General features: G+C 72.2%; 19 protein-coding genes and 2 pseudogenes. 10 read left to right on the top strand and 11 right to left on the bottom strand.

Going from position 1 to position 21,327, the window contains the following annotated elements; all coding sequences use genetic code 11:
* Positions 1-40: 40 nt before the first annotated feature.
* The 4 genes from BZZ08_RS16835 to BZZ08_RS16820 all read right to left on the bottom strand — a co-directional run bounded on the left by BZZ08_RS16835 (position 41) and on the right by BZZ08_RS16820 (position 5,467).
* The gene (locus BZZ08_RS16835; protein ID WP_104633042.1) at positions 41-547 is read right to left on the bottom strand and encodes a nucleoside deaminase; all 507 of its coding nucleotides are present in this window, start codon (positions 545-547) and stop codon (positions 41-43) included.
* A gap of 192 nt (positions 548-739) precedes the next feature.
* Positions 740-1,549, bottom strand: a complete 810-nt coding sequence (gene xdhC, locus BZZ08_RS16830) for a xanthine dehydrogenase accessory protein XdhC (protein WP_104633041.1) — start codon at positions 1,547-1,549, stop codon at positions 740-742.
* A gap of 1 nt (position 1,550) precedes the next feature.
* Positions 1,551-3,977 carry a xanthine dehydrogenase molybdopterin binding subunit gene (gene xdhB / locus BZZ08_RS16825; protein WP_104633040.1) on the bottom strand — a complete coding sequence of 809 codons (2,427 nt, stop codon included), beginning with the start codon at positions 3,975-3,977 and terminating at the stop codon, positions 1,551-1,553.
* Positions 3,974-5,467, bottom strand: coding sequence for a xanthine dehydrogenase small subunit (locus BZZ08_RS16820; RefSeq protein WP_104633039.1), 1,494 nt, complete (start codon positions 5,465-5,467; stop codon positions 3,974-3,976). The genes xdhB and BZZ08_RS16820 overlap by 4 nt, the downstream gene beginning before the upstream one ends.
* A 562-nt stretch (positions 5,468-6,029) precedes the next feature.
* Between BZZ08_RS16820 and BZZ08_RS16810 the strand changes: the two genes are divergently transcribed.
* Complete coding sequence (locus BZZ08_RS16810) at positions 6,030-9,278, top strand: tetratricopeptide repeat protein (RefSeq protein WP_104633037.1); 3,249 nt, start codon at positions 6,030-6,032, stop codon at positions 9,276-9,278.
* A gap of 75 nt (positions 9,279-9,353) precedes the next feature.
* Here BZZ08_RS16810 and BZZ08_RS16805 read toward each other — a convergent pair whose 3' ends face one another.
* Both BZZ08_RS16805 and mca read right to left on the bottom strand, forming a co-directional pair.
* Positions 9,354-9,590 carry a hypothetical protein gene (locus BZZ08_RS16805; RefSeq protein ID WP_198601530.1) on the bottom strand — a complete coding sequence of 79 codons (237 nt, stop codon included), beginning with the start codon at positions 9,588-9,590 and terminating at the stop codon, positions 9,354-9,356.
* Positions 9,583-10,464 (bottom strand): mycothiol conjugate amidase Mca, encoded by an 882-nt coding sequence (gene mca / locus BZZ08_RS16800; protein WP_104633035.1) that lies wholly within the window; start codon positions 10,462-10,464, stop codon positions 9,583-9,585. Before mca ends, BZZ08_RS16805 begins: the two co-directional genes overlap by 8 nt.
* A 128-nt stretch (positions 10,465-10,592) precedes the next feature.
* On the opposite strand from mca, the gene BZZ08_RS16795 reads away from it, so the two are divergent.
* Both BZZ08_RS16795 and greA read left to right on the top strand, forming a co-directional pair.
* On the top strand, positions 10,593-10,991 hold the full coding sequence (locus BZZ08_RS16795) for a DUF4307 domain-containing protein (RefSeq protein WP_104633034.1): 399 nt from the start codon (positions 10,593-10,595) through the stop codon (positions 10,989-10,991).
* A gap of 180 nt (positions 10,992-11,171) precedes the next feature.
* Positions 11,172-11,669, top strand: coding sequence for a transcription elongation factor GreA (gene greA / locus BZZ08_RS16790; protein WP_052839654.1), 498 nt, complete (start codon positions 11,172-11,174; stop codon positions 11,667-11,669).
* Between the two features lie 70 nt (positions 11,670-11,739).
* Here greA and BZZ08_RS16785 read toward each other — a convergent pair whose 3' ends face one another.
* From BZZ08_RS16785 to ilvA, 3 genes are all read right to left on the bottom strand, one after another.
* The gene (locus BZZ08_RS16785; RefSeq protein ID WP_104633033.1) at positions 11,740-12,597 is read right to left on the bottom strand and encodes an ABC transporter permease; all 858 of its coding nucleotides are present in this window, start codon (positions 12,595-12,597) and stop codon (positions 11,740-11,742) included.
* A complete protein-coding gene (locus tag BZZ08_RS16780; RefSeq protein WP_104633032.1) occupies positions 12,594-13,601 on the bottom strand; it encodes an ATP-binding cassette domain-containing protein in 1,008 nt (335 codons plus the stop codon). Before BZZ08_RS16780 ends, BZZ08_RS16785 begins: the two co-directional genes overlap by 4 nt.
* A gap of 171 nt (positions 13,602-13,772) precedes the next feature.
* On the bottom strand, positions 13,773-15,002 hold the full coding sequence (gene ilvA / locus BZZ08_RS16775) for a threonine ammonia-lyase (protein WP_104633093.1): 1,230 nt from the start codon (positions 15,000-15,002) through the stop codon (positions 13,773-13,775).
* A gap of 169 nt (positions 15,003-15,171) precedes the next feature.
* Here ilvA and BZZ08_RS16770 point away from each other — a divergent pair, with 169 nt between their 5' ends.
* The 3 genes from BZZ08_RS16770 to BZZ08_RS16760 all read left to right on the top strand — a co-directional run bounded on the left by BZZ08_RS16770 (position 15,172) and on the right by BZZ08_RS16760 (position 16,686).
* Positions 15,172-15,672: a MarR family winged helix-turn-helix transcriptional regulator gene (locus BZZ08_RS16770; protein WP_104633031.1), complete on the top strand. Its 501-nt coding sequence runs from the start codon at positions 15,172-15,174 to the stop codon at positions 15,670-15,672.
* A gap of 155 nt (positions 15,673-15,827) precedes the next feature.
* The gene (locus BZZ08_RS16765; RefSeq protein WP_104633030.1) at positions 15,828-16,334 is read left to right on the top strand and encodes a sigma factor-like helix-turn-helix DNA-binding protein; all 507 of its coding nucleotides are present in this window, start codon (positions 15,828-15,830) and stop codon (positions 16,332-16,334) included.
* Positions 16,335-16,428: 94 nt separating this feature from the next.
* Entirely contained in the window at positions 16,429-16,686 is a 258-nt protein-coding gene (locus BZZ08_RS16760; RefSeq protein WP_104633092.1) for a hypothetical protein, read from the top strand.
* 10 nt (positions 16,687-16,696) lie between these two features.
* Here the strand turns inward: BZZ08_RS16760 and BZZ08_RS16755 are convergent, their stop codons facing one another.
* Positions 16,697-17,851 carry a cystathionine gamma-synthase gene (locus BZZ08_RS16755; protein ID WP_104633029.1) on the bottom strand — a complete coding sequence of 385 codons (1,155 nt, stop codon included), beginning with the start codon at positions 17,849-17,851 and terminating at the stop codon, positions 16,697-16,699.
* 96 nt (positions 17,852-17,947) lie between these two features.
* On the opposite strand from BZZ08_RS16755, the gene BZZ08_RS16750 reads away from it, so the two are divergent.
* Positions 17,948-19,066, top strand: a complete 1,119-nt coding sequence (locus BZZ08_RS16750) for a hypothetical protein (RefSeq protein WP_104633028.1) — start codon at positions 17,948-17,950, stop codon at positions 19,064-19,066.
* A 58-nt stretch (positions 19,067-19,124) separates the two neighbouring features.
* Here BZZ08_RS16750 and msrA read toward each other — a convergent pair whose 3' ends face one another.
* Positions 19,125-19,637 carry a peptide-methionine (S)-S-oxide reductase MsrA gene (msrA, locus tag BZZ08_RS16745; protein ID WP_030400875.1) on the bottom strand — a complete coding sequence of 171 codons (513 nt, stop codon included), beginning with the start codon at positions 19,635-19,637 and terminating at the stop codon, positions 19,125-19,127.
* A gap of 224 nt (positions 19,638-19,861) precedes the next feature.
* On the opposite strand from msrA, the pseudogene BZZ08_RS39945 reads away from it, so the two are divergent.
* From BZZ08_RS39945 to BZZ08_RS16730, 3 genes and pseudogenes are all read left to right on the top strand, one after another.
* Positions 19,862-20,083: pseudogene (locus BZZ08_RS39945) on the top strand (DUF6247 family protein); the annotation flags it as partial.
* 37 nt (positions 20,084-20,120) lie between these two features.
* Complete coding sequence (locus BZZ08_RS16735) at positions 20,121-20,774, top strand: DUF4291 domain-containing protein (protein WP_104633026.1); 654 nt, start codon at positions 20,121-20,123, stop codon at positions 20,772-20,774.
* Positions 20,774-21,299: pseudogene (locus BZZ08_RS16730) on the top strand (hypothetical protein). Before BZZ08_RS16735 ends, BZZ08_RS16730 begins: the two are co-directional and overlap by 1 nt.
* Positions 21,300-21,327 lie beyond the last annotated feature (28 nt).

Below are 21,327 nucleotides of genomic sequence, written 5' to 3'. Positions count from 1 at the left end.
GGCGGCGGGGCGCCGGGGAGGCTGCTGCTCCGTGGTCGGCTCAGTAGTCGACGCGGTCGGACTTGGCGATCCAGGCGTCGAACGGCTGGGTGCGGTGGGGCAGGTCGAGGTGCTCCACGGTCATGGGCCAGTTCGCCTGGGGCCGCTTCTCGAACAGGTCGTAGAACTTGCGGTCGTCGAAGCCGGCCACGGCGGCGTCGTGGCGGTCGGCGGAGAAGACGAGGCGGTCGACGCGGGCCCACAGGGCCGAGGAGAGGCACATCGGGCAGGGCTCGCAGGACGTGACGAGGGTGCAGCCCTCCAGGCTGAACGTGTCGAGCGTCTTGCAGGCCGCGCGGATGGCGCTGACCTCGGCGTGCGCGGTGGGGTCGAGGCCGGCGGTGACCTGGTTGCTGCCGAGGGCGACGATCTCACCGCCCTTGGCGATCAGGGCACCGAAGGGGCCGCCGCCGTCGCGGACGCTGGTGGTGGCCAGCTCGATGGCCTTGTCCATCCAGGCGCGCTCCAGCTCGCGGAGGCCGGTCTCGAGGGTGTCGGTGGTCGTCATGCGTGCTCCTTCTTGGGCAGGCGGCGGGCGGGAGTACGGCGTGCGGGCCGGTGCGCTTCACGGGGAGGATGCGTAGGAGCAGTACACAGCTCGCCGACGAGACCCGGCCAGGGGCCGAAAACATGAACTACGGACCGGCCGCGACCACCGCTTCATAGCTTCCTACAAGGGCGGACGACCGCCCCGGAGGGGTCAGTCGCCCTCGGCCTCGAAGGCGCGCAGCAGGTCGGCCGCGACGCTCACGGCGATGGTCGCGGGCTCCTTGCCGGCGATGTCGGCCAGCCCGATCGGGGTCTTGATCCGGTCGATGACGGCGTCGTCGTGGCCGCCCTCGGTGGCGAGGCGTCCCCGGAACCGCGCCCACTTGGCCGCCGACCCGATCAGCCCGATGGAGCCGAGGTGGCCGGTGCGCAGGGCGGCGTCGCACAGGGCGGCGTCCTCGGCGTGGTCATGGGTCATGATCAGGACGTGGGTGCCGGGCGGCAGCTCGGCCAGCACCTCCTCCGGCAGCAGCGGCGTGTGGTGCGTGCGCACCTGCGCCACCGCGTCCGCCAGCACACCGAGGCGCTCGTCGGTCAGCAGGTCGGCGCGGCTGTCGATCAGGTGGAGGTCGAGGTCCTGACGGGCCAGGATGCGCGCCAGTTCCAGACCGACGTGCCCGACGCCGAAGATTGCCACCGCCCGGACCACCGGCAGCGGTTCGAGCAGCACCGCGACGGTGCCGCCGCAGCACTGCACGCCGTGCCGGTTGGTCACCTTGTCGTTCAGGGCGAAGTCGAGCATCTCCGGCGCCGGCTCGGCCGCGGCGATCATCTCCCGGGCCCGGTCGACGGCGACGGCCTCGACGTTGCCGCCGCCGATCGAGCCCCAGGTCCCGGTCCGCCCCACGACGAGTTTCGCACCGGCGTCCCGTGGGGCGTGACCGCGCACGGCCGCGACGGTCACCAGCACGCCGGGTTCCCGGCGTGCCCGCAACCGCGCGACCGCGGCGACCCAGGTCATGTCAGGCACCGCTCAGCGCTTCCACGCCGGTGCGGACCGCGCCGCCGTCGACGGCGGCCGCCGCCACGTCGGGGGTGCGGCCGTTCCCTGCGGTGCCACCCCGCCGGGCCGACTCGACCGCCCAGTACACCGCCTCCGGCGTGGCGGGCGAGGCCAGCTCGACGGCGGTCCCCCTCGGCCCGAACGCGGCGGCCGCCTGCCGCAGCGCCTCGCGCACCGAGAACGCCAGCATCAGCGGGGGCTCGCCCACCGCCTTGGACCCGAAGACCGCGCCCTCCTCGGTGGCGTTCTCCAACAGGGTGACGTTGAACTCCTCGGGCATCTCCGAGAAACTCGGCAGCTTGTACGTGCTCGCCGCCTGGGTCAGCAGGCGCCCGCGGTTCGGGCCGTCACCGGTGTCCCAGCGCAGGTCCTCCAGCGTCAGCCAGCCCGCGCCCTGCACGAACCCGCCCTCGACCTGGCCGATGTCGATCAGCGGGGACAGGCTGTCGCCGACGTCGTGCACGATGTCCACCCGCCGGATGCGGTAGGCGCCGGTGAAGCCGTCCACCTCCACCTCGGTCGCGGCGGCGCCGATGGCGAAGTACTTGAACGGCGACCCCTGGAACTTCGTGGCGTCCCAGTGCAGCCCCTCGGTCCGGTAGTAGCCGGCCGCGGAGAGCTGGACCCGCTGGAAGTACGCGGTGCGCACGAGGTCGTCCCAGGCCAGCTCCTGGTCGCTGCCCAGAGTGCGCGCGACGCCCTCGACGATGCGCACGTCCGAGGCATTGCAGCCCAACTGGCTCGCGGCCACCCGCAGCAGCCGCTCGCGCAGCTGCTCACAGGCGTTCTTGACCGCCCCGCCGTTGAGGTCGGCGCCGGAACTGGCCGCGGTGGCGGAGGTGTTGGGCACCTTGTCGGTCCGGGTCGGGGCGAGGCGCACCTTGTGCAGCGGGATGCCCAGCGTGGTCGCGGCCACCTGCAGCATCTTGGTGTGCAGGCCCTGGCCCATCTCGGTGCCGCCGTGGTTGATCAGGACGGAGCCGTCCTTGTAGATCAGCACCAGCGCGCCGCCCTGGTTGAAGGCGGTGAGGTTGAACGAGATGCCGAACTTCACTCCGGTGACCGCGAGGGCCCGCTTGGTGTGCGGGTGCGCGGCGTTGAAGGCGGCGATCTCGCGCTCGCGGTCGGCGATGTGGCCGTTGTCCTGGACCTGTTGCCAGACGGCGGCGATCCGCTCGGGCTGGGTGACCGGCTGCCCGTAGGGGGTCGTCTGGCCCTGGCCCGGCCGGTAGAAGTTGCGTTCCCGCAGCTGCTTGGCGTCCAGGCCGAGTCGCGGCGCGCAGCGGCCCAGGATGTCCTCGATCACCAGCATGCCCTGCGGTCCGCCGAAGCCGCGGAAGGCGGTGTTGGAGACCGTGTTGGTCTTGGCGATACGGCCGGCGACGCGTGCGTTGGGGATCCAGTACGTGTTGTCGATGTGGCACAGCGCCCGGGCCAGGACCGGCTCGGACAGGTCCAGGCTCCAGCCGCCGTCCGCGGTCAGCGTGGCGTCGAGGGCCTGGATACGGCCCTCGGCGTTGAAGCCGATCTTCCAGGTGGCGTGGAACCCGTGCCGCTTGCCGGACATGGTGAGGTCCTGGGTCCGGTTGAGCCGGAACCGCACCGGCCGGCCGGTCAGCTTGGCGCCCAGCGCGGCGACGGCCGCGAACCCGTGCGGCTGCATCTCCTTGCCGCCGAAGCCGCCGCCCATCCGCAGGCACTGCACGGTCACCTCGTGGGAAGGCACCCCGAGCACGTGCGAGACGATCTCCTGGGTCTCGGAGGGGTGCTGGGTGCTGCTCTGGATGAACACCTGCCCGTTCTCGTCGATCTGGGCCAGCGCCGCGTGCGTCTCCAGGTAGAAGTGCTCCTGGCCGGAGAACTGGAACTCGCCGGTGAACACGTGCGCCGAGTCCGCGAAGCCCGCGTCGACGTCGCCGTGCGTCATGACGGGCCGGGCGCCGTGGTAGCTGCCGGCCGCGATGGCCTCCGGCAGCGTGATCAGGGAAGGCAGCTCCTCCAGGTCCACCTCCACGGCGGCCGCGCCGAGCCGGGCGGCCTCCAGGGTCTCGCCGAGCACCCAGGCGACCGCGTGGCCGTGGAACATGACCTCGTCGGGGAAGAGCGGCTCGTCGTGCTTCATGCCGGCGTCGTTGACGCCGGGCACGTCGGCGCCGGTCAGCACCCGCACCACACCGGGCACCGCGAGGGCGGGTCCGGTGCGCAGTGCGGTGACCTTCCCGCGGGCCTTCATGACCTGGACCGGATAGGCGTGCAGCACGTCCTTGGTGCGCTGGACCAGGTCGTCGGTGTACAGCGCGGTGCCGGTGACGTGCTGGACGGCGCTCTCGTGCGGCATCGAGACGCCGACGGCGGGCTTCTCGGGACGCTCGGACAGGTGGCTCATGACGGCACCGCCTCGGTGGTCTGTGCGTGCAGCTTCAGCAGGCTCTGGCCGAGCATCGCGGAACGGTAGTCGGCGCTGGCGCGGTGGTCGCTCATCGGCGTGCCCTCGCCCCGCAGCACCCCGGCCGCGGCCTCCGCGGTCTCGGCGGTCCACGGCCTGCCCTCCAGGGCGGCCTCGGTGGCGAGCGCGCGGACCGGGGTGGCGGCCACGCCGCCCAGACCGATGCGGGCCTTGCGGACGGTCCCGCCCCCGATGTCGAGCGCGAAGGCGACCGCCACGCTGGAGATGTCGTCGAAACGCCGCTTGGCGATCTTGTGGAAGGCCGTGACCGGAGACAGCGGCAGCGGCAGGCGCACCGCGCGGATCAGCTCGCCGGGACGGCGCACGCTCTGCCGGTAGCCGGTGAAGTACTCGGCCAGCGGCACCTCGCGCTCACCGTCGGCGTCGGCGAGCACCAGCGACGCCTCCAGCGCGAGCAGCACCGGCGGACTGTCGCCGATGGGCGAGCCGGTACCCAGGTTGCCGCCGAGGGTGGCGCCGTTGCGGATGAGCCGGGACGCGAACTGCGGGAACAGCTGACCCAGCAGCGGGACGGTGCCGTCCAGGCGGCGTTCGATCTCGGTGAGCGTCAGCGCGGCCCCGATCTCGACGTGGTCGGACTCGACTCGCAGCTCCCGCAGTTCGGGCAGCCGGTCGACGGCGACCACGCAATCGGCCCGGCGGGAGCGGATGTTGACCTCGACGCCCCAGTCGGTGCTGCCGGCGACCACCACCGCGTCGGGCCGCTCGCGCAGCAGTCGCAGGGTCTCGGCCAGGGTGCCCCTGCGCAGGAAGGCGCTGTCGTCCTGGCGGTACTCGGTGGCGACCGGCGCGGGCGGGTCCTGCTCGCGGCGCCGGGCCAGCGGGTCCTCGTCGGTGGGCACGCCGACGGCGAACGCGGCGTCGCGGATGGGCCGGTAGCCGGTGCAGCGGCACAGGTTGCCGCTGAGCGCGTGCAGGTCGAAGCCGTTCGGACCGTGCTCCGGGTCGGTGCCGGCGACGCCGTCGGCGCCCTCAGCCGGATCCGAGCCCTGGCCGGCGTGCGCGCAGCGGTCGGGCCGGTAGTACTCGGCCGCCATGCTGCAGACGAATCCCGGCGTGCAGTAACCGCACTGGGAGCCGCCGCGGACCGCCATCTCCTCCTGCACCGGGTGCAGTACGGGCGGCGTGCCGGGCGCCTCGACGGTGGCGAGGCCCTCGGAGGTGACGACCTCCTGGCCGTCGAGCGCCGCGACCGGGACGAGACAGGCGTTGACCGGCACCCAGTCGGTGGGCTTGCTCACGCCGGGGCGGGCCACCAGGACCGAGCAGGCGCCGCACTCACCCTCCGCGCAGCCCTCCTTGGTACCGGTGAGGCCGCGCTCGCGCAGGAAGTCGAGCACCGTGGTGTGCGGCGCGGCCGGTGCGATCGGTGCTTCTTTTCCGTTGACCGTGATCCGTGCCGTCACCATGACAGACCTTCATTTCGACTCGGGGCCGGTCGATTCGGGACAGGTCGATTCATCATGTTCGCCAATTTCAGGCAGCTTTCTGAGTCCGGACGCGCCGCAGAAGATGAGCAGGCGCACATCGGCACGCGACAACGGCATGCCGTGAAGTGGGGAAAGTGAGGGAGAAGAAAGAGGAGAAACCCGGAATGTGCCCCATGGGGGCACAGCGGAACGGCGTGTCAGCAGCCGTGCGCGACCCGACCCGAAACCCACACCGTGCGGCGGGCGAGGCGGCTCAGGTCAGAGTTGGTGTACATCTGCCGGTCGCCTCCTGTCGGTAGTCATGGGTCTGCCTCCATCGAAAATTAGTGGCTGCGGTCACCCGGGTCAAGAGGGGAATTCGTCGACTTTCCCGGCCGGTGCGAACCATCCCTCCCCAGGGTCTCCTCGCAGCAGGACACTTGACTCACGCATAACCGGGGAAGGACCCGGGGATGGGCGGGGAGGGCTCTGGGACTCCTGGGGCCACCGGGGCGCCTGGGGCGACCCGGCAGGACACCGATGCCGCCGGAGGGGGCGCGACATGCGGGACAGTCATCGGGCGGAGGCCGAAGGGCTGCTCAGGCGGGCCGTGGAGGAGGAGGTACGGCGCTCGGGCGGGCGCACCGACGGGACCGTACTGCTCTCCCGGGCCCGCGCGGCACTCGACGCGATGGCGGGGGCGGCCGGCGAGGAATACGAGGCCTACACCCGCGCCCTCGACGAGGCCGCGGCCGGGCAGCTCACCTTCCGCCAGCGCTACGCCCGTGAGGGCGCCGGCACCCCCCTGCTGGTGGCCGCCGTGGCGGCGGTCGCCGCGGTGGTGGCCGACGTGGCGCTCGGCACCGGCACCGGCACCGCGGTGGGCGCGGGCGCGACGGTCGGGGTCGTCGGCGCGGCGGCGACCGTGGTCAAGGTGGTCGGGGCGCATGTGCCGGCCGCCCACCACCGCGCCGGGGCGGTCAGCCAGCCCGGCGGGCCCGAGCAGCTGCGGTTGCAGTGGCTCACCGCGCTGGAGGTGCGCGGCATCCGGCCCTTCCTCGACCAGCAGCGGATGCTCGCCGCGTCCACCGGACCGGCCAAGACCGGGCCGAAGCTGCGGGGCGCGGACAAGAGCGCGGCCGCCCGGGGACGCAACGCCCTGGAGCAGTCGTTCGGGCAACTGCCCGAGCCGGAGGGCGTGTTCGCGGGCCGGCGGCAGGAGATGGCGCGGCTGCGGCAGTGGGTGCAGGCGGCCCGCGCGAGCACGGAGACCAAGCCGACGGTGGTGGTGCTGCACGGGGCCCCCGGCAGCGGCCGTACGACGCTGGCGGTCCGGGCCGTCCACGAACTGCGGGACTACTTCCGCGGGGCCTGCCTGGTCGACCTGCGCGGAGCCGGGTCCGCGGCGGGCGGCTCCGGGACGGGCGGCTCCGGTTCGGGTGGCTCCGTGGAGGGCGACGAGTCGCCGCTGAGCACCCGGGACGCCCTGCTGCATCTGCTGAACCGGCTCGGGGCGCCGCGCGAGCAGCTGCTGTTCCGGGAACGCTCCTCCGCCGACCAGCAGGTCAAGCGGCTCAGCGAGCTGTACCACCAGCATCTGACGGGCGTCCCGGTCACCGTCGTCCTCGACGACGCCTCGGACCCCGAGCAGGTGCGCGCGCTGGTGCCGGAACGCTCGGACAGCCTGGTGCTGGTCACCGCGCGCCAGGCGCTGCGGCTCCCGCCCGACCTGCCCGCGCGGGTGTACGACCTGCCCGTCGAGGAGCTGGACGCGGCGGGCGCGGAGGAGCTGCTGGGCGCCGCGGCCGAGGACGCCTCGGGGCCCTACGACGCCGAGTCGAGCGAGCTGATCCGGCAGCTGTGCGGCGGGCTGCCGCTGGCGCTGCGGGTCGCCGGGTCGTCGCTGGGTGCGCGCTCGCCGCGCGCGCTGGCGACCGACCTGGGCGCCTACGGACCGGTGGAACCGGTCGAGCGGGCGCTGTGGCTGCGCTACACCGACCAGCCGGAGCCCGCCCGGCGGCTGCTGCGCCGGCTGGCGCTCGCGGGGCGCACCTCGCTGGGTGCCGCGGCCGCCGCCGCGCTGCTGGCCACGGACGAGGCGGAGGCGACCCGGCAGCTGGCGGCGCTGGCGCGGGCGGGCCTGATCGACCACGTCCGGGGCAGCCGCTACCGCCTGCACGACGTGGTGCGCGCCTTCGCCCGCGCCCGGCTCGCCGACGAGGAGGAGCCCGGCGAGCGGACGGCCGCGCAGGAGCGGCTCATCGCGAACTACGCCGAGCTGGCCGACTCCGTGCTGCGCCTGGTCGACGGCAACATGTCGACCCGCTCCAACCAGTTCGGGCAGTACGGCTTCACGTCCCTGGACGAGGCGCTGCGCTGGCTGGACGACGAGTCGAGCTTCATCACGGCGACGCTCCGGCACGCGGAGGGCGTCGACCAGGGCGCGGTGCTGAACCTGCTGGGCGCGCTGTGCGACTACTGCCTGCTGCGGGGCGACCTGTACCGGCTGGGGGAGATCAGCGAGCTGGCGCAGTCCGTGGACCAGGGGCTGCTGGTGCGCTCGGTGCAGTGGCGCACCGGAATCGCGGCCCGGCAGCTGGGCGAGCTGGACAAGGCGCGTACGACGCTGGCCTCCGTCGTCGACCTGTACCGGGACGCCCACCACGACGCCGGTGCGGCGCGGGCGCTGTGCTCGCTGGGGATCACGCTGCACCACCAGGGCAACCTGACCGACGCGGCGGCCAAGCTCCAGGAGGCGCTCGACCTCCAGGCCGCGCCGGAGCTGGCCACGGACCGCGCGTGGACGCTGCACGCGCTGGCGGCGGTGCAGCGCGACCGGGCCCGGCTGGCCGAGGCCCTGGAGCTGCTCACCGAGTCGCTGGTGCTGCACCGCGCGGGCGAGTCGGTGCACGGCCAGGCGTGGGCCCACTTCCAGCTCGGCCAGCTGCACCTGCGCATGGGCGACGTGCCGGGGGCGGAGTCGGACCTGCGGGCGGCCCTCGACCTGTACGGCCGCACCCAGGACGCCCGCGGCGAGGCCTGGGCGCTGACCCAGCTGGCGCGGGCCCGCCTGGTGGGCGGCGACGCCTCCGAGGCGGTGGAGGAGCTGCGGCGGGCGGCGGCCCGGCACCGCGAGAACGAGGACGCCCGCGGTGAGGCCTGGACGGTCTACTACCTGGGCCAGGCGCTGGAGGAGACCGGCGACCTGGACCAGTCCGTGCGCGAGCTGGAACGCTCCCGCACGATGTTCTCCCGGATGCGGGACGTGTACGGCCTGGCCTGCGCCCGGCACCACTCGGCGCGGGTCACCCGGGACCAGCGGGCCGCCCAGACCGGTTCCCTGCGCAACTCGGGCTTCGCCCGGCAGCTCCTGGTCGACGCGCGCGCCGACTTCCAGCGCATCGGCGTCGGGCACGGGGAGGCGTGGACGTGTCTGGAGCTGGCGGTCGTGGACGCGGGCAACGCGCGCACGCCGCAGGCACTGGCCCTGTGCGACGAGGCGGCCGCCCTCTTCGCCGGGTACGGCGACCGGCGGGGCGAGGACTGGGCCCGCTTCCTGCGCTGCACGCTGCTGCCGTACGCCGCCCCCGGCGGAGTGGAGGTCGGCACGGCGGTGGCGCAGGAGGAGCTGGCGCAGCTGTCCCGCGCCCGCCATGCCGCCCGCGACAGCAAACTGGACGACTACGTGGACGCCTACCAGCTTCTCCTGGAGCGCGGAGTCCAGCTGGAGGCGGGCTGGCAGGCCTGGCGCCTGGGCATGGTCCCGGGCCGCCAGGCGAGGGAGGTGATGGGCGTGGCGGTCACGGCGTAGCCCCGCCGGGCCGCACCCCCGGAGGGCCGCACCGCCGCGCAGGGTTCCGTCTCCGGCGGGGGTCCCCGCCGGGGTCTAGCCCTGCTGGGGCTTCGCCTCACCGCCGCCGGAGGCGTCCTGCTCCGCCGCCTCCTTGAAGTCCACCTTGCCCATGTGCCGGTTCATGGACTTCATCAGTCCCCACACCGCCAGAGCCATCACCGCGAACACGATGAACCCGAGGACGCCGGGGGTGACCTTGTCCTCGTCCAGCTCGGCGAGAGTGACGAGGTGCGTCATTGCCAGGCTTGCGCTTGCACTCATGTCAGGCATTGTCGCGGATGCCCGCGAAGAGGTCGTCCTCGGGGAGGGAGGTTTCCACGAGGGACTTCGCCAGCTCGTACTCCTCGGTGGGCCAGACCTCCTTCTGGATCTCCATCGGCACCCGGAACCAGCCCCCGTCGGGGTCGATCTGCGTGGCGTGCGCGATCAGCGCCTTGTCGCGGATCTCGAAGAAGTCCGCGCAGGGCACGTGGGTGGTGAGGGTGCGCTCCTTGCGCTCGAACTCCGACCAGCGCTTGAGCCAGTCCTCGTAGGGCGACTCCAGGCCGCGCTCCAGCAGCGCGTTGTGCAGCGCCTCGGTGCGGGGCCGGTTGAAGCCCTGGTTGTAGTACACCTTCATGGGCTGGTACGCCGGTCCGTACTCGCCCTCCGGGTACTTCTCGGTGTCCGCCGCGCCCTCGAAGGCCACCATCGTGATCTTGTGGGTCATGATGTGGTCGGGGTGCGGGTAACCGCCGTTCTCGTCGTAGGTGGTGATCACCTGGGGCCGGAAGGAGCGGATCTTCCGCACCAGCTCACCGGCCGCCTTGTCGACGTCCTCCAGGGCGAAGCAGCCCTCCGGCAGCGGCGGCAGCGGGTCGCCCTCGGGCAGGCCGGAGTCGACGAAGCCGAGCCACTCCTGCCCGACGCCCAGGATCTCCCGGGCCTCGTCCATCTCCTTCCTGCGCACCTCGTGGATGTTCTCCTCGATGTACGCGTCCCCCTGGAGCTTCGGGTTGAGGATGGAGCCGCGTTCCCCGCCCGTGCAGGTCACCACCAGCACGTCCACCCCCTCGGACACGTACTTCGCCATGGTGGCCGCGCCCTTGCTCGACTCGTCGTCGGGGTGGGCGTGAACGGCCATCAGTCGCAGCTGGTCAGTCAAGACTCAATCCTTGGGTCAGTCGGCGCCCGTGTGCGTCGGCGCAATCGGCGGCTTCTATAGTGACCGAATCGGGGGCGGAATAATTCCGGGGCCCGGAACCCGGACCCGCTCCCGCGGAGAGGACGATCATGAGTACGGCGAGCACACGGACGCCCCAGGGTCGGTACGGCCGCTCCTCGGACGAACGGGCCGACCGCACCCTCAAGGTCGTCGGCGCCGTGCTCGGTGCCCTCCTGCTCGCCCTGATCGGCTGGTTCGGCTACCACTACGTCGGCCAGAACAAGATCAGCGGAGAGCTGATCGGCTTCGAGCTGGCCGAGAACTCGGTGCAGGTGCACCTGGAGGTCCGCAAGGACGCCGGCGTCACCGGCTACTGCACCGTGCGCTCCCAGGCCGAGGACGGCGACGAGGTGGGCCGGGCCGACTTCCGCTTCGACGGGGACGACACCCGCATCGACAAGGTCGTCACCCTGCGCACCAAGGCCGCGGGGACGACGGCGGAGCTGCTCGGCTGCCACCCGGAGTGATCCGGCGGGGCCCGATGCCGCCAATACCTGCCGCCTGACCTGCGGTGACAGGAATCTGGCGGCTTATGTCCTCCCCCTTTGGCCACTGAATTGTTAGGCTCGTGGTTTCGCCCTTCCGTGAAGGAACATCCTTCTGGGTAGGGCGTTGATTTGTATTCCCAGTACCAACGAGGAGCACCCGTGACCCAGACCAGCGAGAACGTCACCTGGCTGACCCAGGAGGCGTACAACAAGCTCAAGGAGGAGCTTGAATACCTTACTGGTCCTGCGCGCACCGAGATCTCTGCCAAGATCGCCGCGGCTCGCGAGGAGGGGGACCTGCGTGAGAACGGCGGGTACCACGCGGCGAAGGAGGAGCAGGGCAAGCAGGAGCTCCGCGTGCGCCAGCTGACCCAGCTGCTCGAGAGCGCCAAGGTGGGTGAGGCCCCGGCCGCCGACGGCGTGGTGGCGCCCGGCATGGTCGTCACGATCGCCTTCGACGGTGACGAGGACGACACGCTGACCTTCCTGCTCGCCTCGCGCGAGTACGCGAGCTCGGACATCGAGACGTACTCCCCCCAGTCCCCGCTGGGCTCGGGCGTCATCGGCCACAAGGTCGGCGACGACGCGCAGTACGAGCTGCCCAACGGCAAGCCCGCCTCGGTGAAGATCCTCAAGGCCGAGCCGTACAACGGCTGACGCGCCGCTCACCCGTCGACGAGCCCCCGGTGTCCCCGTGACGCCGGGGGCTCGTCGCGTCGTCTGCCGGTCAGGTGGCCGCCGAGCGGTACTTGCGCACCGCCAGCGTCCGGAAGACCGCGATGATCAGCACGGACCAGATCACCGAGGCCCAGACGGGATGCTGCATGGGCCAGGCGTCGGACTGCACGACGCCGGGGTTGCCGAACAGCTCGCGGCAGGCCTGCACCGTGGCACTGAACGGGTTCCACTCGGCGATGTGCCGGAGCCAGGGCGTCATCTGGCTGGAGTCCACGAAGGCGTTCGAGACGAAGGTCACCGGGAACAGCCAGATGATCCCTCCGGAGGTCGCCGCCTCCGGCGTCCGAACGGACAGGCCGATCAGGGCGCCGATCCACGTGAAGGCGTACCCCAGGAGCAGAAGCAGCCCGAAGCCCGCGAGCACCCTCCCGATGTTGGTCGGCTCCGCCGACCCGGTACGCCAGCCCACGAGCAGCGCGACGATCGCCAGGACGAGCAGGGTGATCGACGTCTGCACCAGGTCCGCGACCGTCCGCCCGGTCAGCACCGCCCCGCGCGCCATCGGCAGGGACCGGAAGCGATCGACGAGCCCCTTCTGCATGTCGTCGGCGATGCCGGCCGCCGATCCGGCGGTGGCGAAGGTGACGGTCTGCGCGAAGATGCCCGCCATCAGGAAGTCCTTGTAGACGCCCGAGTCGGTGGTGCTGCCGACCTTGATGGAACCGCCGAAGACGTACGTGAAGAGGACCACGAACATCACCGGCTGGATGACCCCGAACAGGACCATCTCCGGGATCCGGGTCATCCGGATGAGGTTTCTGCGGGCGATGACCAGCGAGTCGCGGATGGACTGGCCGAGGGGGTTGGCGGACGCCGTGACCGGCGCGGCATCGGTGGCGGCGCTCACTTGGCGGCCTCCTTCTCCTGCTCGTGGTCGGCGCCGTCCGCCGAGCCGTTCGCCTCGTCCTTCGCCTCGGCCACGTGGCCGGTGAGGGAGAGGAAGACGTCGTCGAGGGTCGGGCGGCGCAGGCCGATGTCGTCGATCTCGATGCCGCGGACGTCGAGCTCGCGGATGACCTCGGCGAGCAGCTTCGCGCCGCCGGTGACGGGGACGGTCAGCTTGCGGGTGTGCTCCTCGACGGTGGTCGAGCCCTTGCCGAATCCGGCGAGCACCTCGGAGGCCGTCCCTATGTGGTCGCGCTCGTGGACGACGACCTCCACGCGCTCTCCCCCGGTGCGGGCCTTGAGCTGGTCGGAGGTGCCGCGGGCGATGACGCGGCCGTGGTCGACGACCGCGATGTCGTGCGCGAGATGGTCGGCCTCCTCCAGGTACTGCGTGGTCAACAGCAGGGTCGTACCGCCGGCGACCAGCTGTTTGATGACCTCCCACAGCTCCTGGCGGTTGCGGGGGTCGAGGCCGGTCGTGGGTTCGTCCATGAACATGACGGGCGGGGAGACCACCAGGGCCGCCGCCAGGTCGAGCCGGCGGCGCATGCCTCCGGAGTAGGTCTTGGTGGGACGGTCGGCGGCGTCCGAGAGGTGGAACTGCTCGAGCAGCTCGATGGCTCGGGCCTTCGCGGCCTTGCCCTTCATCTGGTAGAGCTGCCCGACCATCTGCAGGTTCTCCCGGCCGGTCAGGTATTCGTCGACCGCGGCGAACTGGCCGGAGAGGCCGATGGAACGGCGTACCTCGTTGGGCTGCCTGAGGACGTCGATGCCCGCGACGACCGCCTTTCCGCTGTCGGGGCGGAGCAGGGTCGTGAGGCAGCGGACGGCGGTGGTCTTGCCCGCGCCGTTCGGCCCGAGCAGGCCCAGGACGGTGCCCTCGGGAACGTCGAGGTCGACGCCGTCCAGAGCCCGTACGTCACCGAAGGTCTTCACCAGGCCTTCGGCATAGATGGCGCCTGGCATATGAGTCTCCACGTCGTCGGGGATTCTTCGGAAAGCCTAGGTTTGTACGTTTCGCCGCGCTCAGCGAGCGATTTACGACACACCATAACGCGATGTATCGCGTCTCACAATGCAGTTGCTCGAACGAGTGACGAAGTGGCGGCCGTCCCCTGCACAGGGGCCCCAGGGGGCTCAGGCGATGACGGTGTAACCCGCTTCCCGCAGCGCGCGGCCGACCTCGGTGCAGTGCTCCGGGCCCTTCGTCTCCAGGTGCAGTTCGACCTCCGCCTCCGTGAGCCCGAGCCGCGGATGGGTTCGGACGTGGCTCACATCGAGGACGTTAGCGTCGACCACTGACAACACCCCGAGAAGCGTGGCCAGGGCCCCGGGCCGGTCCGTCAGCCGCAGCCGGACCGCCAGGTAGCGGCCCTGCGCGGCCATGCCGTGCCGCAGCACGCCCTGCATCAGCACCGGGTCCACGTTGCCGCCGGACAGGACCGCCACGACCGGCCCCGCGAAGGCGTCCGGCGCGCTCAGCAGCGCCGCCACCGGGCTCGCCCCGGCCGGTTCCACGACCAGCTTGGCCCGCTCCAGACACAGCAGCAGCGCGGTCGACAGCTCGTCCTCGGAGACCGTGCGGACCTCGTCCACCAGCTCGCCGACGATCCCGAACGGCACGTCGCCGGGCCGCCCCACCTTGATCCCGTCGGCCATCGTCGCCGGGTTCTCGACGGCGACCGGGCGCCCCACGGCCAGCGAGGGCGGGTAGGCGGCCGCGCCCTCCGCCTGCACGCCGACGATCCGCACGTCCGGCCGCAGCGCCTTCACCGCGACCGCGATCCCGGCCGCCAGCCCGCCCCCGCCGATGCCGACCACGACGGTCCGCACCTCGGGGCACTGCTCCAGGATCTCCAGCCCGACCGTGCCCTGGCCCGCGATGACGTCGGGATGGTCGAAGGGGTGGATGAAGACCGCGCCGGTCCGCTCCGCGTACTCCTGGGCGGCGGCCAGCGTCTCGTCCACCACCTGGCCGTGCAGCCGCACCTCGGCGCCGTAGTCCCGGGTCGCGCTGATCTTCGGCAGCGGCGCCCCCTGCGGCATGAACACCGTCGAGCGCACACCGAGCAGCGACGACGCCAGCGCGACGCCCTGCGCGTGGTTGCCCGCGCTCGCCGCGACCACACCCGCGGCCCGCTGCTCGGGCAGCAGCCCGGCAATCCGCACATAGGCGCCGCGCAGCTTGAACGAGCCCGTCCGCTGCAGGTTCTCGCACTTGAAGTGCACCGGCGAGCCGACCAGCTGGGACAGGTGCCTGCTGCCCTCCATCGCCGTCACCCGCGCCACGCCCGAGAGCATCTTCTGGGCGCCGCGCACGTCGTCGAGGGTGACGGGAGCGACCAGGCGCGTCGTGCTGTAGCTCATACCCTCCAGCATCGCAGTTCCCGGACGCCCCGCACCGTTGTGACCAACCACCGAGACCCGCTTTGCCCAGCGCCGGTACGCCTTGCCGCCCGGCCGCGTACCCTGTCCCCCAATTAGCAGCCCTCCACGAAGTGAGCCCCCGGCCATGCCCACAACACCTGAAATGTCGATGGACATGACGACCGCCGGTGACACCGGTCTTCTCGAGACGCTCCAGCACGAGGTCGCGCTCTTCGCCCGACGCGCCGAACAGACCCGACTCGGCGGGGTCGGCCAGGTGCGCAACTCCATGGACCGCGCCGCCTACCTGCTGCTCAACCGCCTCGACAAAGAGGGCCCGATGGGCGTGAAGGCGCTCGCCGCGAGCATGGGGATCGACTCCTCGACGGTCACCCGGCAGGTGGCCCCGCTCGTCGACACCGGACTCGTCAAGCGGACCTCCCACCCCGAGGACGGCCGCGCGGTGGTCCTGCAGCTGTCGCCGCGCGGCGTGGCGCGGCTGGAGGAGGTCCGCTCCTCCCGGCGTCAGCTCATGGCCGAACTGACCCACGACTGGGCGCCGCAGGAGCGCGAGACGTTCTGCGCGCTCCTGGCACGCTTCAACGGCGCCCTGTCCGCCCGTATGGCCCCCTCCGGCGTGGCGTCCACCGACGCGCAGGCGGGCTCCTGAGCGACGCTTCGCACGCCGTTCCGCGGCTTTCCGAAGCTTTCCCTCAGCTTTCCCGGAGCTTTCGGAGCGGGGTTCGCACCGAACCCTTGACCGACGGGCCGCCCCTGGCCTGATATGAGACCTCAGGGGTCGTCGCCGTCTGGGCGGGAGGCGCGGTGCGAGAACGGCATGCGTCCCGGAACGCCCGCCGGGCCCGCGAGTTCGAGGCGTTCGTCGCGGGCGCGGCAGGGCGGCTCCTGCACGCCGCGACCCTGCTCACCGCCGAGGCCCCGGACGCCAACCCGCGCGCGCGGCGCCTGCTGGCCCTGAGTCTGGCCCACACGTACGCGTACTGGGACCGGCTGCACGGGGAGGACCCGTACGACCGGGCCCGCCAGTACCTGGCCACGCGTTTCGCCCGTGAGGCGTGGCACCGGTACGGCGTTCTCGGCCGGGCCCGCCGGCGGCCCGTGGGCCCCCTGGGCCCACTCGCGCCGCAGGAACGCCTGGTCCTGGTGCTCAGGCTGTACGAAGGCGTCGCCGAGGAACAGACGGCCGCGCTGCTGGGCCTGCCCGCGGAACGGGTACGGACGCTCTGCGACCGCGCGACGGCCGCCCTGCTGCACCCGCCGCCCGCACCGGCCCGGCCGGTGGCGTCGGAAGCGAAGGCGGCGACGCCGTGACCGGCCAGGCGAGCGCCCGGAGCAGCCGTACGGCGACGTGCGCGATGACCCGCGCGACGGCCGGCACGCGCGCGTGGCGGACCGGGAGGTGCCGGTGAACCGTCCCCGGCGGGAGGCCGCCGCGCGGCAGATCATGGAGCAGTCGCCGCCGCGGGTGCCGCCCGACCTCTGTGCGGAGGCCGTCCGCCGCGGCGGCCGTATGCTGCGCCGCAGGACCGCCGCCCGCCGCCTGATGTGGCTGCTGCTGGGCGCCGCGGCCGTGGCGTTCGCGGTGTGGGCGCTGACCGTCCAGCCGTGGGTGGAGCCGCCCTCGGAGACGACCCCACCCGTGACCGGCTGGGAGGGCTGGTGAGCCCTCTCCGCTAGCCCAGCGCCTGCTGGAGGTCCGCCAGCAGGTCGTCGGCGTTCTCGATGCCGACCGACAGCCGCACCAGGTCGGCGGGCACCTCCAGGGCGGAGCCCGCCGCGGAGGCGTGGGTCATCCGGCCCGGGTGCTCGATCAGCGACTCGACGCCGCCCAGGGACTCGCCGAGCGTGAAGACCTTCGCGCGGTTGCACACCTCGACGGCGGCCTGCTCGCCGCCCTCGACGCGGAAGGACACCATGCCGCCGAACGCCTTCATCTGCTTGGCGGCGACCTCGTGCCCCGGGTGCTCGGGCAGCCCCGGGTACAGCACGCTCGTCACGCGCGCGTGCCGGGAGAGCATCTCGGCGACCTTGGTCGCGTTCTCGCTGTGCCGGTCCATGCGCACCGCGAGGGTCTTGGTGCCGCGCAGCACCAGCCAGGAGTCGAAGGGCCCGGCGACCGCGCCCATCGCGTTCTGGTGGAAGGCCAGCTCCTCGCCCAGCTCCTGGTCGCCCACGATCAGCGCGCCGCCGACCACGTCCGAGTGGCCGCCCATGTACTTGGTCAGCGAGTGCACGACGACGTCCGCGCCGAGCGCCAGCGGCTGCTGGAGGTACGGGGTGGCGAAGGTGTTGTCGACGACGAGCCGGGCGCCGGCGTCCCGGGCGACCTGCGCGACCTGCGCGATGTCGGTGATGCCGAGCAGCGGGTTGGAGGGGGTCTCCACCCACACCGCCTTGGTCTTCGGGGTGAGTGCGGCCCGCACGGCCGCGGCGTCGCCGGTGTCGGCCACGGACCACTCGACGCCCCACCGGGTGGCGACCTTGGCGAAGAGGCGGAAGGTGCCGCCGTACGCGTCGTTCGGGATCACCACGTGGTCGCCGGGGCTCAGCAGCGTACGCAACAGGCAGTCCTCGGCCGCCAGTCCGGACGCGAACGCGAGACCTCGCCTGCCGCCCTCCAGGGCGGCGAGGTTCTCCTCCAGGGCCGTGCGGGTGGGGTTGGCGCTGCGGCTGTACTCGTAGCCGCCGCGCAACCCGCCGACGCCGTCCTGCTTGTAGGTCGACACCTGATAGATCGGCGGGACCACCGCGCCCGTCAGGGGATCGGCGGTGTTGCCCGCGTGGATCGCGAGCGTCTCGAAGTGCTGACTGATGTGCCTGTCGCTCATGGGCACCGAGGGTAGCCGTGCGGAACGCTTCGCGGGTTTTCCACAGGGCGGGGGACAGGTTGGCCAATTGTCGGCGGCGTCTGGTTCGCTTGAGACATGGAGATTCTCTGGGTCCTGATGGCCCTGGTCATGCTCGGCTTCGTGCTGCTCCAACTCTCGCGGCGCCGGCGCGGCGCGGTCGGCCTGGTCGAGCCCGGCCACCCGGATGCCGCCGACCCCGCGAACTACGGCTTCGCCCGCGAGGAGGAGCTGGACATCCGCATGCCGGGTCCGGACGAGGACCTGCTGGACGTCCTGGACCTGGTGCAGCGCACCCAGGACTACCGGGGGGCGCAGCAGCTCCTCGCCGGCACGGAGGCGAAGGGCGAGCGGCGCTGGCAGCGCGTGCAGGCCTTCGCGGGCGCCGCGTCGCTGGAGCTGCGGCAGCGGCCCGGCGGTGTCGGGGAGACACCGGGCGGGCAGTGGCTGCGGGTGTGGCGGGCGGAGATGCCCAAGGACGCGGGGGGCGCGGCGGTGCACGCCGAGTTCCTGGTGCAGCAGGCGTGGCGCACGGCGACGCCGGGCTCGGACGACTTCCGGATCATCATGGAGGAGGCGAAGGCGGCCTGCGGCGAGGCGGCCCTCCTCGCGCCCGGGGACCCGGTCCCCTACATCATCGAGCTGTCGGTGGCCCGCGGTCTCGGTTACCCGCGCGAGGAGTTCGAGCAGCTCTGGCTGAAGATCCTGGACCGCGCTCCGAACCACATGGGCGCTCATCTGGCCGCCCTGCAGTACTGGTGCGAGAAGTGGCACGGCTCGCGCGAGCTGGCGTACTCCTTCGCGGAGGCGGCGGCCGCGCGCGCCCCGCGGGGTTCCCTGCTGGCGGCGATGCCGCTCTTCGCGGTCTTCGAGCACCTGCCCGAGGTCAACCTGGTCAGCGGCTTCTACCAGAGCGAGGTCGTCACCAAGGCGGTCCACGGCGCGCTGCACGCGGTCCACGGCGCCCACCCGGACGACCCGATGCAGGCGCACGTCCGCCACCTGCTGGTCTTCTTCCTGGTCCGCGGCGAGCGCTGGGCCGAGGCGATGAACCAGCTGATGGTCATAGACGGCCACGTCGGCGCCCTGCCGTGGACCCTGTCGGCCGACCCGGCGGCGGAGTTCGCGGTCTACCGAGCGCTGGCGGTGGCGGGATACGAGGCGAACGGGGGCAGCCCGGCGACGCTGCCGCACTGAGCGCCCCACGACGAACGGTCCGGCCGCGAACCCGGCCGGACCGCTTCTCGGTGAACCCTCAGCCCTCGGTACGGGCGGGCAGCCGCCATCCCGGGCGCGGGAAGTGGCAGGTGTACCCGTCCGGGTAACGCTGCAGGTAGTCCTGGTGCTCGGGCTCGGCCTCCCAGAACGGGCCGACCGGCTCCACCTCGGTGACGACCTTGCCGGGCCACAGCCCGGAGGCGTCCACGTCCGCGATGGTGTCCTCGGCGATCCGCTTCTGCTCGTCGTCCACGTAGTAGATCGCCGAGCGGTAGCTGAGGCCGATGTCGTTGCCCTGGCGGTTCTTGGTGCTCGGGTCGTGGATCTGGAAGAAGAACTCCAGGATCGCGCGGTAGTCGGTCACCTCGGGGTCGAAGAGGATCTCGATGGCCTCCGCGTGCGTGCCGTGGTTGCGGTACGTCGCGTTCGGCACGTCACCCCCGGTGTACCCGACCCGGGTCGCGGTCACGCCCGGGAGCCGACGGATCAGCTCCTCCATCCCCCAGAAGCATCCGCCCGCCAGCACGGCCCTCTGTGTCTGCGCAGCCATCGCGGCCCTCCAAAAAATCTCTCGGCTCGGTCACTCGGGCACGCGGCCCATACCCGACTGGCTCCCATACCCACGCTTGTGCAACGCACGGGGCACCCTCAACCATTCCACGCCCGATCGTCCGAGCGGCATCCGCCCGACCGGCTGCCACCCCGGAGGGACGCATCGGCACTGCCTCACCCGTTCGAGCGGTACGGCGGCGCTCGCGCCGGACAGCCTGATGCGTGGGAGCCAGACAGATCACGCCGGCAGCGCTGCCCGCGTTCACGCGGGAGTTGGACCAGGCGGCGGACCAGTCCCGGCAGGGTTCGGACCTGGCGCCCCTGCAGCGGTTCATCGCTCAGTGGGCGGCCCATGTCTACATCCGGCGCCAGCCGGACCTGGCGGCAGACCTGCAAATTCTTCGACCTGGCCAGTACAGCAGCCGTGCCGCTGCCGAAAACCGGTAGCCCGATTCGGAGCCCCCGACCCAAGCTGTACGCCATGCAACAACCCCCGCACGAGGTCCGGGCGGTCCACACGGCGTCCACCGTCACCGTCTACCAGGCGTACACCCCGGAGATCGGCCTCCCCGCCGCCCGCGAGGGACGCTTCCCCGCTGCCTGGAAGCGGGACAGGATGACGTGGATCAAGCCGTCGTTCCTGTGGATGATGTACCGCTGCGGATGGGCCGCCAAGGAGGGCCAGGAGACCGTCCTGGCGGTCGAGATCAGCCGCGAGGGCTTCGAGTGGGCCCTGCGCAACGCATGCCTGTCGAGCTACCAGCCCGGCGTGCACCCCGACCGAGCCACCTGGCAGCGCGAGTTGAAGCGCTCACCCACCCGTGTCCAGTGGGACCCCGAACGCGACCTGCGTCTGCGGCCCCTGCCGTACCGCTCCCTCCAGCTCGGCCTCTCCGGCGAGGCCGCGCGCCGGTACGCCGACGAGTGGACGGTCGGGATCCGTGACGTCACCCCTCTCGCCCACGAGATCCACGGCTTCGTACGCGAAGGCGACCTCGACTCGGCACGACACCTGCTGCCCCGGGAGCGGCCGTACCCCGCCGCGGAGGAACTACTGAGCGACGTACGACCGCCGGACCCGCCACCGTCACGTCGACCGGCTGTCCAGCCACCGGTCCGGACCGTTCGGGAGTAATGATGTCCCGGGCCGAGAAGTCCGCTTCCGCCGAGCGGTCGGGGCACGAGGCGGAGCTATCGGTGTATCAGCGGGCGATGCGGGAGCGGCTGCTCGCGGCGCCTTCGGTTCCCGGGCCCTGGCGGTCCGTCGGTCTCGTGCCGGTCGGCGGGCTGCTCGGCATCGGTTTCGCGGCGCACCCCGACAGCGGCCGTGACCTGGTCATGGTCGTCTCGCACGACGGCCACGGTCTCTTCGACGCCGTCACCGGAGAGAAGACCGCCAGGGACCGGGATCCCGAACCCGACGGCAGCACACCCGACGAAGCAGCCGACCTGTCCTGCCCCGGGCTGGGCCCCATCAACGGCTGCCGGGTGCGCTCTGTTGTCCCGTGACGGCGGCCTCCGCCACGCCGGTCCGCACGGAGAGCGGTGGTGGCACCTCTTCCACTCCGACTACTCCACGTTCCGAGCGGCGGGCTTCTCACCCTCCGGCCGCATCATCGCCGTGGCGACGAGCAGCGACCTGTCGCTGTGGACGCGCTGAGCGGACGGACGTCACCCGGCACGCCCAC

This window comes from Streptomyces sp. MH60, assembly GCF_002939385.1.
Lineage (GTDB): Bacteria > Actinomycetota > Actinomycetes > Streptomycetales > Streptomycetaceae > Streptomyces.
Note: the sequence above shows the minus strand (reverse complement) of the source record. Positions and strands in the feature narration are given on the sequence as shown.